The sequence below is a fragment of the Nonomuraea sp. NPDC049480 genome, from assembly GCF_044465905.1.
Lineage (GTDB): Bacteria > Actinomycetota > Actinomycetes > Streptosporangiales > Streptosporangiaceae > Nonomuraea.
This window is the reverse complement of record NZ_JBITMD010000003.1, coordinates 672,300-684,496: the sequence shown is the minus strand read 5'-3', so window position 1 is coordinate 684,496 and position 12,197 is coordinate 672,300. Positions and strand designations below refer to the sequence as shown.

General features: G+C 71.3%; 10 protein-coding genes. 3 read left to right on the top strand and 7 right to left on the bottom strand.

The features are described from left to right. Positions 1 to 98 precede the first annotated feature (98 nt). Positions 99 to 1,382: an isocitrate lyase gene (gene aceA / locus ACIBX3_RS12875; protein ID WP_397116229.1), complete on the top strand. Its 1,284-nt coding sequence runs from the start codon at positions 99 to 101 to the stop codon at positions 1,380 to 1,382. Between the two features lie 154 nt (positions 1,383 to 1,536). On the opposite strand, the gene ACIBX3_RS12870 is transcribed toward aceA, so the two are convergent. The 7 genes from ACIBX3_RS12870 to ACIBX3_RS12840 form a co-directional block, all read right to left on the bottom strand. Then, complete coding sequence (locus ACIBX3_RS12870; protein WP_397116227.1) at positions 1,537 to 1,818, bottom strand: hypothetical protein; 282 nt, start codon at positions 1,816 to 1,818, stop codon at positions 1,537 to 1,539. Between the two features lie 68 nt (positions 1,819 to 1,886). Then, the gene (locus tag ACIBX3_RS12865; protein WP_397116225.1) at positions 1,887 to 2,714 is read right to left on the bottom strand and encodes a class I SAM-dependent methyltransferase; all 828 of its coding nucleotides are present in this window, start codon (positions 2,712 to 2,714) and stop codon (positions 1,887 to 1,889) included. A gap of 112 nt (positions 2,715 to 2,826) precedes the next feature. Then, entirely contained in the window at positions 2,827 to 5,490 is a 2,664-nt protein-coding gene (locus ACIBX3_RS12860) for a sugar-binding protein (RefSeq protein ID WP_397116223.1), read from the bottom strand. Between the two features lie 15 nt (positions 5,491 to 5,505). Beyond that, positions 5,506 to 6,306 carry a carbohydrate ABC transporter permease gene (locus ACIBX3_RS12855; protein WP_397116221.1) on the bottom strand — a complete coding sequence of 267 codons (801 nt, stop codon included), beginning with the start codon at positions 6,304 to 6,306 and terminating at the stop codon, positions 5,506 to 5,508. Further along, complete coding sequence (locus ACIBX3_RS12850) at positions 6,303 to 7,187, bottom strand: carbohydrate ABC transporter permease (RefSeq protein WP_397116219.1); 885 nt, start codon at positions 7,185 to 7,187, stop codon at positions 6,303 to 6,305. Before ACIBX3_RS12850 ends, ACIBX3_RS12855 begins: the two co-directional genes overlap by 4 nt. 7 nt (positions 7,188 to 7,194) lie before the next feature. Further along, positions 7,195 to 8,568 (bottom strand): extracellular solute-binding protein, encoded by a 1,374-nt coding sequence (locus ACIBX3_RS12845; protein WP_397116217.1) that lies wholly within the window; start codon positions 8,566 to 8,568, stop codon positions 7,195 to 7,197. 4 nt (positions 8,569 to 8,572) lie between these two features. Further along, a complete protein-coding gene (locus ACIBX3_RS12840) occupies positions 8,573 to 9,760 on the bottom strand; it encodes a carbohydrate kinase family protein (protein ID WP_397116215.1) in 1,188 nt (395 codons plus the stop codon). A 131-nt stretch (positions 9,761 to 9,891) separates the two neighbouring features. Here ACIBX3_RS12840 and ACIBX3_RS12835 point away from each other — a divergent pair, with 131 nt between their 5' ends. Both ACIBX3_RS12835 and ACIBX3_RS12830 read left to right on the top strand, forming a co-directional pair. Next, positions 9,892 to 10,650 (top strand): DeoR/GlpR family DNA-binding transcription regulator, encoded by a 759-nt coding sequence (locus tag ACIBX3_RS12835; RefSeq protein ID WP_397116213.1) that lies wholly within the window; start codon positions 9,892 to 9,894, stop codon positions 10,648 to 10,650. Positions 10,651 to 10,660: 10 nt separating this feature from the next. Beyond that, positions 10,661 to 12,013, top strand: a complete 1,353-nt coding sequence (locus ACIBX3_RS12830) for a 6-phospho-beta-glucosidase (protein ID WP_397116211.1) — start codon at positions 10,661 to 10,663, stop codon at positions 12,011 to 12,013. Positions 12,014 to 12,197: the final 184 nt, after the last annotated feature.

The window sequence follows — 12,197 nt, the reverse complement described above, 5'->3', positions numbered from 1 at the left end:
GAATTTTCGCGATTCTTCTCCAAGATTACCGCTGTTGGCCGGGCCCTCCCGGGCAGAGACTCGGCGTGAGCACCCAGGGGACGACACAAGGAGTGAACATGATCGATCGCCTCAAGGGAGCTGCTGAGCAGCTGCAGGACGAGTGGGACAACGACCCTCGCTGGGAGGGCATCGAGCGCACGTACAGCGCCGAAGATGTGATCAGGTTGCGCGGCAGCATCCAGGAGGAGCACACGCTCGCCCGCCTCGGCGCCGAGCGCCTGTGGAACCTGCTGCACACCGAGGACTACGTCAACGCCCTCGGCGCGCTGACCGGCAACCAGGCGGTGCAGCAGGTGAAGGCCGGCCTGAAGGCCATCTACCTGTCCGGCTGGCAGGTCGCCGCGGACGCGAACCTGGGTGGGCAGACGTACCCGGACCAGAGCCTCTACCCGGCCAACTCCGTGCCCGCCGTCGTGCGCCGCATCAACAACGCGCTCCTGCGCGCCGACCAGATCACCTGGTCGGAGGGCATCGAGAGTCCCCACTGGCTGGCACCGATCGTGGCCGACGCCGAGGCCGGGTTCGGCGGGGTCCTGAACGCGTTCGAGCTGATGAAGGGCATGATCGCGGCCGGTGCCGCGGGCGTGCACTGGGAGGACCAGCTCGCCTCCGAGAAGAAGTGCGGCCACCTGGGCGGCAAGGTGCTGATCCCGACCGGGCAGCACATCAAGACCCTGAACGCCGCCCGCCTCGCCGCCGACGTCTGCGGCGTCCCGTCACTGATCATCGCGCGGACCGACGCCCAGGCCGCGACGCTCCTGACCAGCGACGTGGACCCGCGCGACCAGCAGTTCGCCACCGGCGAGCGCACCGCCGAGGGCTTCTACCGGGTCAGGAACGGCATCCAGGCGTGCGTCGCGCGCGGCCTGGCGTACGCGCCGTACTCCGACCTGCTGTGGATGGAGACCGGCACGCCGGACCTGGACGTGGCGCGCGAGTTCGCCGAGGCGATCAAGGCCGAGTACCCGGACCAGATGCTCGCCTACAACTGCTCGCCGTCGTTCAACTGGAAGAAGCACCTGGACGACTCCACGATCGCCAAGTTCCAGCGGGAGCTGGGGCACATGGGGTACACGTTCCAGTTCATCACGCTCGCCGGGTTCCACTCCCTGAACCACGGGATGTTCGACCTCGCGCAGGGTTACGCGAACGACGGCATGACGGCCTACGTCGAGCTGCAGGAGGCCGAGTTCGCCGCCGAGCAGCGCGGCTACACCGCCACCCGCCACCAGCGGGAGGTCGGCACCGGCTACTTCGACCTCGTCAGCACCGCCGTGGCACCCGACTCCTCGACGACCGCGCTGCGCGGCTCGACCGAGGAAGAGCAGTTCAGGCACTAGATCCTCTGATCTCGCCGGCCACCTCCAGGGCATGGGACGGTTCCCCGGCGACCAGGGCCGCGCCAGTCTCCCCCAGCACTGGCGCGGCCCACTTACGTGCGCGCCATCGGCTCTGGGTACCGGACGAACCCCGGACACCGGAAGATCCGCATGATCACCGGGCCGTTCCCATCGTGATGGCACTGGCCACGCCTCTACCAGGAGCGCCCGCCCGTGGGCCTGTCTCCACCAGGTTCCCCGACAGGTCAGTCGTCACGTTGATGTGCAACCAGTGGCCGGCGAAGGCGTAGTGCCGCAGCACGACGTCGCCGTGGCGAACCTCGTGGACCACCGCTTCCTCGTCAGCACGCAGCACGCCGGCCCGAGGCAGGGTGAACAGTCGTACTTCTGACTCGCCGGGATGGAAGTCGAAGTCATGGAGATGATGCGCCTGCACTCCGGCATCATTTCCTGAGCGCTTTCAACGTGAGTGTCAATGCCGGGAACCTTCCCGATGGTCCGCGGTCACCCGTGCCCCTGGACGCCCTCACCTTCCAGGGCTGCCGGGTGGTACTGCCAGACGAATTCCAGCCACGGCGGGGCCACCCCTGTGAAGTGCGCCCAACTGCCCGGTTCCGCACCGGGGTAATCGCCTCGGACTTCAGACAGGAGCTTCAGCATGAAGCCTTCCTGGATCAGGCTGTTGACGATCCGGCTGAGTGTCTGCCTGTATTCCCTGGGTTCGCGGATGCGGTCGCCGACCGGCTTCCGGTCGTAGACCCAGTCCTGGTCGGGATAGCAGGTCGCGGCCTCGTCGGTGTAGGGCTGCTTCAGCGTGTAGCCCTCCCCGTTCCATGAGTCGTGGGTGAGCCCGGAGAAGAACGGGTTGGCGCACATCAGGTAGTAATAGCCGCCTCGTTCGACGACTCGCGCGACCTCGCGGAAAACGATCCGGGAGTCCGGGACGAAGGTCAGCGAATACGGATGCCAGACCAGATCGAACGAGGAGTCTTCGAAGGCCGACAGGTCCCGCATGTCTCCTTGGACCGTGCGGATGCCGACGCTGTAGTGCTCAGCGGCCGCGCGGTCCCGCTCCAGTTGCCCGGAGGAAATGTCGAGAACCGTCACGTCGGCCCCGAGCAGCGCGAAGGCCGCAGACTGCTGCCCGCCTCCTCCCGCCAGGCAGAGCACCTTCCGGCCCGCCAGGTCGCCGGGGATGCCCAGCTTGTCCAGGCCGAGATAAGCCCGAGCCTTCTCCGCGTCCAGGTCGAGCATGGGACGGGTGAACAACGCGTCCGCCTCCACCAGGGCTTCCCAGCGTTCCTCGTTGTAGTGGTAGACCTCGTCCCGCACAGAGGGGACGCTATCTGTCCTCCAGCGGTTAAGGCGAACGATTTTGGCCGGGCCTTGCTCGTCCGCCGTCCCCCGACCAGGACGACGCCATAGCGATCCCCTTTCTCTTTCGTCAGCGCACCCGCACCTGGGAGGCGGTCGTGCCGCCGGCGGACGCCTCCCAGCCCGCCACCACCGCCGGGGAGGCGGCCAGGGCGCGGGTCAGGGGCACCGTCACGGTCGTCGTGCCCTTGCCGGGCACGGTGACCACACGTCCGCCCGCCGTCCCCTGACCGTCGCGGACGAAGAGGTGCGCCTTGCCGCCCGCACCGGTACGCAGCGTCACCTTCACCCCGTCCCCGGCGCGCGCGGCCGAGATCACCCGGCCGCTCACCGGCGCCTCCGCCGCGGGACCACCCGCCACCGGGACGTGGACGCGGACCGCCTGCTCCAGCGACTGCGGTGAGTCCAAACTGGACAGAGCGGTGTCGGGGATCACCGGATCCGGCACCGGCCGGTCCGCGGGAGGACGGTAGCCCGGCAGCGTCGCGACGCCCCACCGGTACGGGTCGCCCTGCACGCCGCCCCACGTCGACCAGCCGATGCGAGTCTGCCCTGTCTTGTCCTGGGTGTCGGAGTCGTACACCAGGATGTTCAGCCCGAGATGTCCGGGATCGACGGCGCCCGGCAGCACCTCCATCGGGATGGCCAGCTCCACGGAATACTCCCCGGCGGCGGTCTTCGAGGCGATCCGCACGCCCGTGGCGGGGCCCTGGCGGTTGTCGGCGTCGCGCAGGGCGCAGGGCGGTCCCTCGGCGGTCACCGGCAGCACGGCGGTCTTGAACGTCGTGGAGGTGTTCTCGGAGGTGCCGCGGGGATCGAGCGTGACCTCCACCGAGTCGGTACGCCAGTGGCGCTTGCAGTCGGAGGCGGCCAGCCGCGTGCCGAGCACGTCGTCCTTCACGCGCACCGCCACGTACAGCGTGTCGTCGTGCCAGGCGAGCTTGGCCGTGCCCGAGCAGTCGGCGGCCGACGAGCACGCGCTCCCCTCCCACAGCCGGGAGATGTCGAGGGCGGGCCCGGCGTAATCGGCGTCGTCCCCGTCGACGACCGGCGCCGACGCGGCCTGCGGGATCGTGGTCGCGGGGACGAGCTCGAGCGCCGGCCGGCCCGTGACGGCGCCGTCCACGGTGATGGTGTAGGCGTAGTCGCCACCCTCGTTGGAGGTCTTCAGCGAGGTGTCGGTGTTGGTGACGGTGAAGGGCACAGTGGTGGAGGCCCCGGCGGCCAGGTCGCGGTAGGCGGCCTCGGTCCGGTCGGCGGAGAAGCCGGCGGGCAGGTCCACGCGTACGGTGCCGGACCGGGTCGTGTCGCTCACGTTGGTCACCACGACGCCGACCTGCCTGGATGCGCCGGACGGCAGCGTGAGCACGGGCGTGACCAGGCCGCGCAGCTGCGGCACGCCCAGGTCGGCCACCCACTTCTCGTACTGGGCGACCTGCGGCAGCAGCTGCTGCTGCCCGCGCACGGCCGGACTGGTTTCGACCTGTCGGTCGGTGTAGCCGCGCCCCCGCTCGGTGGTCAGCACGGCCCCGACGCGGGCCCGCCCCGCGGCGGCGCCCTGGGCCGGTGTCACCGTGAACGTCGCGGACGCCGTGCGGCCGGCGGCGATGCGTCCCAGGTCGCCGGAGCCCTTGACCGCCCATCCCTCGGGCACGCGGAGCTCCACGGAGGAGCGGCCCAGCGGCTCGCGGGGCGGCGCGGTCGCGGTCACCTCGGCGGTGAACGGCGTCCCCGGCCGCACGTCGAAGGCGCCGGTCCGCAGTCCGAGCAGAGTCCCCAGCGGGACGGTCCCGCTCGCCCTGGTCAGCGCCCCGTCGAGGATCGCCGTGGGCGCCGCCGCGGCCTGACTCCCCGGCGCGGGGACCGGCACCCGGGCGTCCACCTGCGTGAAGAAGTCGCAACCGAGCTGGTTGGGGTCGGACGGCACGTCGGGGAAGACGGCCCAGCCCTGGGAGGCGTACGTGCGCTGCGCGTCGCGCTCGATCGCGGCCCACGTCCGGCCGCCCTGGGCCTGGGAGGCGCGCCCGCTCCACACCCCGTACACGTTCTGCGCGGGATTGGCGGGCCGGAAGGATGAGGCGCAGGACGGACCGGTCTGCGAGGTGCCGCGCCCGCCGCCGGTGAGGAGCCGGGCGGCCGCGAAGGGCCGCAGCCCCTCGCGGGTGATCTGCTCAGGGAATTTCCTGGGATCGGCCGCCGCGTAGAACGCCTCGATGGCCAGCCGCGCGGCCTCCTGGTGGTTGCCGTGGTTGCCGGGCGTCGGCGCCGGGTCCATGGTCAGCAGGATCTCGGGCCGGGTCTGGCGTACGACGCGGACGACCTTCTCCAGGGTGTCGCCGCCCCAGACCTGGTCGGTCAGCGGGGCGCTCACCGTGTAGTAGAAGTCGACGTCGTCCAGGTTGAACACCTCGCGCACGCCGGCCTTCGCGACCGCCGTGCGCTCCTCGGCCTCGCGCAGGAGGCCGAGCGCCGGCCCCTCCTCGGGACCGACGGCGTTGCCGCCGCCCTCGCCCCGGGTGACGGTGACGACGCCGGCGCGGACGTCGTGGTCCTCGTTCCACTGGCCGAGCGTCGACAGCGTGAACGCCTCGTCGTCGGGGTGCGCGCCGACGAACAGCGCGTCCAGGTCGACGGGCGACCCGGCGGGCGACCCGGCGGACCCGGTGGGCCCGGCGGGCGACGCGGCGGGCACGGGTGGCGTGAGCAGCAGTAAAGCGGCCATCAGCAGGCGCATGGAACCTCCCGGGGTTCACTCACGGACGGCCCCCTGGAGCAGCCCGCGGACGAAGTGTCGCTGGAGGAACAAGTAGAAGATCACGACCGGGGTGGCGACGATGACCGACCCGGCTGCGAGCAGGGTGAAGCCGGAGGTGTACTGGCCCTGGAAGAAGGCCAGGCCCAGCGGCGCGGTCCGCAGCGACTCGCGCGTCACCATGATCAGCGGGATGAGGAACTCGTTCCACGTCCACATGAAGACCAGCACGGTCAGCGTGACGACCGCGGGCCTGGCCGGCGGCACCAGCACCTGCCACAGGATCCGCCAGGTCGACGCGCCGTCGATGCGGGCGGCCTCGACGATCGCCCGGTTGGACGCCCGGAAGTACGCCCGCATCCAGAACGTCCCGAACGCCACCGACAGCGCCACCTGCGGCAGCGCGATCGACCAGAACGTGTCGATCAGGCCGAGCGTGCGCAGGTCGAAGTAGAGCGGCACCGCGATGGCCTCGCTCGGCATCATGATCCCGAGCATGAACAGGTAGAACAGCACCGACTGGCCGCGGAAGCGCATCGTGCCGAACGCGTACCCGCTCATGATCGACAGCAGTACGCTGACGACCACGACGAACGACGACACGGCCAGGCTGCTGCGCAGATAGGTGCCGAACCGGCCGATCTCCCACGCCGCCGCGAGGTTCCCCAGCCCGGCCGTGCCGCCGCTGTCGGCGGGACCGAGCGCGGCGGACAGGATCGTCACGATGGGGAAGAGCGCGAACGCGGCGAACACCGACAGGATGACGTAGTTGGCCACCCGCTCCCCCCGCGAGATCACGAGATCCTCCTGTCCGCGAACCGGTTGATCCCGAACGAGATCGCGAAGATCACGACGGTCAGCGTGACGCCGATCGCCGCGGCCGAGCCGACCTGGCTGAGCCCGAAGGCCCGGTGGTAGACCTCGTACGACGGCACCGACGTCGAGGTGCCGGGGCCGCCGCGCGTCGTGATGTACACCAGGTCGAACGTCCGCAGCGCGGCGATCACCGTCAGCGTGAGGGCGACCGCGATCTCCCCGCGCACAGACGGCAGCGTGACCGCGAAGAACTCCCTGACCGCGCCCGCCCCGTCGAGCCGCGCCGCCTCGTACAGCTCGCCCGGGATGCGGCTCATCCCGGCCAGCAGCAGCACGGTCACCAGGCCCGTCTCGAACCACGTCCCCACCACCCCGACCGCGGGCAGCGCGAACGTGTAGTCCCCGAGCCAGCCCCGCGTCAGCGAGTCCAGCCCGAGCGCGCCGAGCAGCGAGTTGAGCGTGCCGTCCGGGGCGTACACGCGCCGCCAGGCCACCGCCACCACGACCATGGCCACCACCTGGGGCAGGAACACCACGGTGCGGAAGAACCCGAGCCCTCGCACCTTGGCGTGGTTGAGTATCGCGGCCAGCGTCAGCCCGAGGGCCAGCGGTATCAGCGCGTAGAAGACGATGAGGACCAGCGCGTGCCCGAACGCGGCACGCAACCCCTCGTCGGCGACGATCGCGGCGTAGTTGTCCAGTCCGGCCCACCGGCCGAGCGACAGCCCGTCCCAGTCGTACAGCGAGAACTGCACCGCGCGGCCGATCGGGAAGAGCAGGAACGCCGCGTAGACGGCGAAGGCCGGCAGCAGATAGAGGTAGGCGACGCGGCGCGGCTCCCCGGGAGGCCGGACCTCAGTCATCGGCAGGTCATCCGTTGCTCTCGGCGAACGTCTTGTAGTCCTTCTCGAGCGTGGCCAGGAACTCCTGCGGCGTCGCCTTCTTCGCCAGCAGGTCCTGCAGCGCCGCCCCCAGCGTGTCGGCGAACGTCGGCGTGGCGTAGTCCAGGTACGGCACCAACCCGTTCTTCGCCGTGATCGTGCCGAACGCGCTGAAGACGTCCTGCTGCGGCCCCGCCGCCACCTTCTGCTGCCCGGTCTCGGCGACCGGCAGGTTGCCGGTGTCGGTGAGCACCTTCATGGCGTCCGCGGTGGTGATGAAGTTGATGTACGCCGCCGCCGCGTCCGGGTTGGGGCTCTTGGCGGTGATCGCGAACGGCAGCCCGGTGCCGCCCGTCGCGACCGGCGGCGCGCCGGCCGTGGCGCCCGGTGGCAGCATGAAGCCCAGGTCGTCGCCGAGCGCCTTCTGCAGATCGGCGAGCAGCCAGGTGCCGGCGATCATGAAGACGCCCTGGCCCTTGCCGAACGCCTGCCACGCCGGGTCGTATCCCTGCCCGTTGAAGCCCTTGGCGAAGTAGCCCTTGTCCACCCAGCCGGCGAGTTGCTCGGCGGTCGCGGTGTTCTCGGGCGTGTTCCATGAGGCGCCCTTGCGGCCGAAGGCCAGCGTGCCGATCTGGCCGGGCGGCACGTGGCGGCCCTGCACGGTGCCGAACACGTGGACGGCCGGCCACTTGTCGAGGTTGCCGAACTGCAGCGGCACCTCGCCGGCCGCCCTGGCCGTGGCCAGCGCCGCCTCGAAGTCGGGCCAGGTCTTCGGCGGCTGGATGCCGAGCTTGGTGAGCTTGGCGCGGTTGTAGAAGATGCCGACGACCTCGCCGACCTGCGGCAGGCCGTACAGGTTGCCCTCGCCGAACAGCTTGCCGTCGGCGCTGTAACGCGAATAGCGCAGCACGGACTCCGGGTAGCGCTGCTTCCAGCCGTAGGCCTCGGCGTAGGGGTCCAGCGGGCGGAGCTGGCCGGCCTTCACGAACGCGCCCATCGCCGAGCGGCCGTTGTTGGCCTCCACCACGTCGGGCGGCTCGTTGCCGCTCAGCGCCAGGCGCAGGGTGGTGTTGAGGTCGTCGAAGGAGCGCGACACCCGGTTGAGCTTGATGTTGGGGTATTTGGCCTGGAAGGCGTCGTTGAGCTGCTTCATCTGGGCGGCCTGGCCGCCGCGCACCTCCTGGTCCCAGACCGTGAGCGTGACGTCGCCGAGGGCCGAGGCGTCGGTACGCACCGCGCTCGGCGGTCCTGAGGACGCCGGGGACGACGCGGGCGGAGCGGAGGAGCCGGGCGCGCACGCGGCCAGAGCCAGGACACTCGCGGCCAGCACGGCGAGGGTCCGGTGTCGCGTCGGGGGGTTCATGGTGTCACTCCTTTTGCGCAGGCACGCGAGGCGTATCCGGGTCCTCGCCGTCGGCGGGGGTCGTGCGGTGACCTGTTCCGACGTCGGCGTAGCGGGCGATGGTGGCGACCGCGCGGCGCACCGCGCCGACCGGGACGGTCGGCACCAGCCGGTCGAGGAAGGCGTAGCGGCGGGCCAGCGAGCTGCCGTAGGCGCCGCTGTGGCCGGCCGCCTCCCGCACCTCGTGCCACCAGTCGGCGATGTCCCCCCAGCCGGGGGCGGCCAGCGACCCGCCGAACTGCTGCACCGCCAGCGCCGCGCACACCTCTGCGAACGCCAGCCGGTCGCTCAGCGGCCAGCGGCACAGGGTGCCGAGCACGAAGCCCGCGCCGAACACGTCGCCCGCGCCCGTCGGGTCGAGCGCCGTCACCCGCGGCGCGGGGACGAACGCCTCCTCGCCCGTCAGCGAGTCGATGGCCATGGCGCCGTTGGCCCCGTCGGTCACCACGGCCAGCGGCACCTTGTCGGCGATCGCGTACAGCGCGTCGCGCGGCGTGTCGGTGCGGGTGTAGGCCATGGCCTCGGTCGCGTTCGGCAGGAACGCGTGACAGACCGACAACTGGTCGAGCAGCGTGGACGACCAGTCACCCGACGGATCCCAGCCCACGTCCGCGAAGATCAGGGCGCCGTCGTGGTGCGCCAGCTCGGCCCAGTTGCACGCGCTGCCGGGGGCGCCCAGCGGCTCCTCGGCGGAGAGCGTCACGATCACGGCCTTGGAGCGGGGCGGCTTGCCGATCAGCTCGGACGCCGTCATGGGCGCGGGATGGCCGTGCGTCACCATGCTGCGGTCGCGGTCCACCGCCATGGACACCGTCACCGGCGAGTGCCAGTGCTCGAAGCGCCGCGACCGCGACAGGTCGACCGACTCCTGCTGCTCCAGCGTGCGCCAGCAGAAGTCGCCGTAGTCGTCGTCGCCGAACGCGGCGGCCAGCGACGTGCGCAGGCCGAGCCGGCTGGTCGCGATGGCGAGGTTGGCGATGCCGCCCGGGCACGAGCCCATGCCCTCGGCCCAGATCTCGGTGCCGGCCTCGGGCATCGCGGGCAGGCCCGTGAAGATGATGTCCAGGAAGACCGTGCCGGCCAGGAACACGTCGAACTGCGGCCCCTCCGGGGTCCGCTCGTCGGCGAGCGGGTCGTACGCCTGGACAGACACGGAATGGGTCCTCCTCGACACACCGGGATGTGCGCAATCTTGCACGTTTACTCGCGCAGTTCAAGTGTTTTACGCGAGTGTTTGGAGCAAAATGCTTACTCATGCGCGAAATTGACTGATACACTCGCGCCGTGCTCCAGCGCCTCAGGCATGCCGAGATCATGCGCCGCGTCCGGCTCTCGGGCGCCACCAGCGTTCGCGATCTCGCCAGCCAGCTCGGCGTCAGCCCTTCCACCATCCGCAGGGACCTGGAGGTGCTCGACCGCGACGGCACCCTGCGGCGCGTCCGCGGCGGCGCCCTGGCCGGCGTGGACGCCGACGCCGACCGGCCCTTCTCCGCCGTGGCCCCGGTCGACGAGCAGGACAAGGAGGCCGTGGCCGGCCGCGCCGCGCAGCTCGTCGCCGACGGCGACGTGGTCCTGCTCGACATCGGGACGACCACCATGCGGCTGGCCCGGCGGCTGCGCGGCCGCCGCGTCACGGTGGTCACCTCCAGCCTCGCCGTGCTGGACGTGCTCCGCTCCGACCCGGAGGTCGAGCTGCTGCTGCTCGGCGGCATGGTGCGCCGGCCGTACCACTCGCTGGTCGGGGTGCTGACCGAGGCGGCGCTCAGTCAGGTGGTGGCCGACCGGGTGTTCCTGGGGGCCAGCGGCGTGCGGCCGGACGGGCAGCTCGTCGACACCACGCTCGCCGAGGTGCCGCTGAAACGGGCCATGATCGCGGCGGCCGGGCAGGTGGTGCTGCTCGTGGACCGCCACAAGTTCCCCGGCACCGGCGCCCTGCGGGTGTGCGGGCCCGAGGACATCGACGTGATCGTGACGAACGAGGGTGCCGACGAGGCGACGCTGCGCAACTGCGCGTCCGCCGGCGCCGAGGTGCTGCTCACGTGAAGGGGTGAGGATGAGACTGGCCGTTCTCGGGGGCGGCGGCTTCCGGGTGCCGCTCGTGTACGGCGCGCTCCTGCGCGATGCGGCGAAACCGCGCGTGGAGGAGGTGGTGCTGTACGACGTGTCGGCGGAGCGGCTGGAGGCCATCGGCCACGTCCTGAGCCGGCTCGCCGCCGGCCGGCACTCCCCGCCCTCGGTGCGGACCACCACCGACCTGAACGCCGCCCTGCGTGAGGCGGACTTCGTCTTCTCGGCCATCCGCGTCGGCGGCCTGGCCGGCCGCACCGCCGACGAGCGGGTCGCGCTGGAGCTGGGCCTGCTCGGCCAGGAGACCACCGGTCCCGGCGGCATCTCGTACGGGCTGCGCACCATCCCGGTCGCGGTCCGCGTGGCCGAACGGGTGGCCGCGCTCGCGCCCCGCGCCTGGGTCATCAACTTCACCAACCCGGCCGGCATGATCACCGAGGCCATGCGGCGGGTGCTCGGCGACCGCGTGATCGGCATCTGCGACTCGCCGATCGGGCTGATCCGGCGGGCCGCCGCCGCGCTCGGGCTCGATCCTGCCCGCGTGTCGCCCGACTACGTGGGGCTCAACCACCTCGGCTGGCTGCGCGGCCTGACCTACCAGGGTGACGACGTGCTGCCCGGTCTGCTGGCCGACGACACGGCGCTGCGGCAGGTGGAGGAGGCCCGCATCTTCGGCCCCGACTGGGTGCGGACGCTGGGCGCGCTCCCCAACGAATACCTGTACTACTACTACTTCACCCGGGAGTCGATCGCCGCGATCTCCGGTCAGACCCGCGGGGAGTCCCTGATCGGCCAGCAGGACGCCTTCTACGCGGCCGTCCGGGCGCGGCCCGGCCAGGCGCTCGCCGAGTGGCGCAAGGCGCGCAGGCAGCGCGACGCCACATACATGGCCGAGGCCCGCGACGCCACCGACGCCGGCGAGCGGGACGCCGCCGACCTGGAAGCGGGCGGGTACGAGGGCATCGCGCTCGCCCTCATGGCCGCCATCGCCCGCGGCGAGCCCTCGACGATGATCCTCAACGTACGCAACGGCTCGGCCGTGCCCGGCCTGCCCGAGGACGCGGTCGTGGAGATCCCGTGCTCGGTCGGCGCCGCCGGCGTCACCCCGCTGGCCACCCGCCCGCTCCCCGGCCGTTTCCTGGGCCTGGTCCAGCAGGTGAAGGCGGTCGAGCAGACCACCATCGAAGCTGCGCTGACGGGCTCGGCGCACCTGGCGGTGGAGGCGTTCGCCCTGCACCCGCTGGTGGACTCGGTTTCGACGGCCCGCGCCCTGCTCGACGGCTACCGCGCCCGCATCCCGGAACTGGCCGCCCTCTTCGCGCCTGTGAAGAAGTCATGAGGGAGACGGACCGCGACATCCTAAGATGCGGATCATGCGGTGCCCGGAGCGGCGCTTCCTCATCCTGCTGGACCACGACGTACTCGCCGGCCCATCGGACCTGTTCTGCACAAGCGAGCTAACGAGCGATTCCGCCGCCTCGAGTCGCAGGCCGAGTGCCTGGCAGGTGTCTTCATCGGCAGTG

What these genes read in the sequence shown, in the direction of transcription:
- ACIBX3_RS12830 (WP_397116211.1), top strand. Translation starts at nt 10,661, where the DNA reads ATGAGACTGGCCGTTCTCGGGGGCGGCGGCTTCCGGGTGCCGCTCGTG.
- ACIBX3_RS12845 (WP_397116217.1), bottom strand. Translation starts at nt 8,568, where the DNA reads ATGAACCCCCCGACGCGACACCGGACCCTCGCCGTGCTGGCCGCGAGT.
- ACIBX3_RS12850 (WP_397116219.1), bottom strand. Translation starts at nt 7,187, where the DNA reads ATGACTGAGGTCCGGCCTCCCGGGGAGCCGCGCCGCGTCGCCTACCTC.
- aceA (WP_397116229.1), top strand. Translation starts at nt 99, where the DNA reads ATGATCGATCGCCTCAAGGGAGCTGCTGAGCAGCTGCAGGACGAGTGG.
- ACIBX3_RS12860 (WP_397116223.1), bottom strand. Translation starts at nt 5,490, where the DNA reads ATGCGCCTGCTGATGGCCGCTTTACTGCTGCTCACGCCACCCGTGCCC.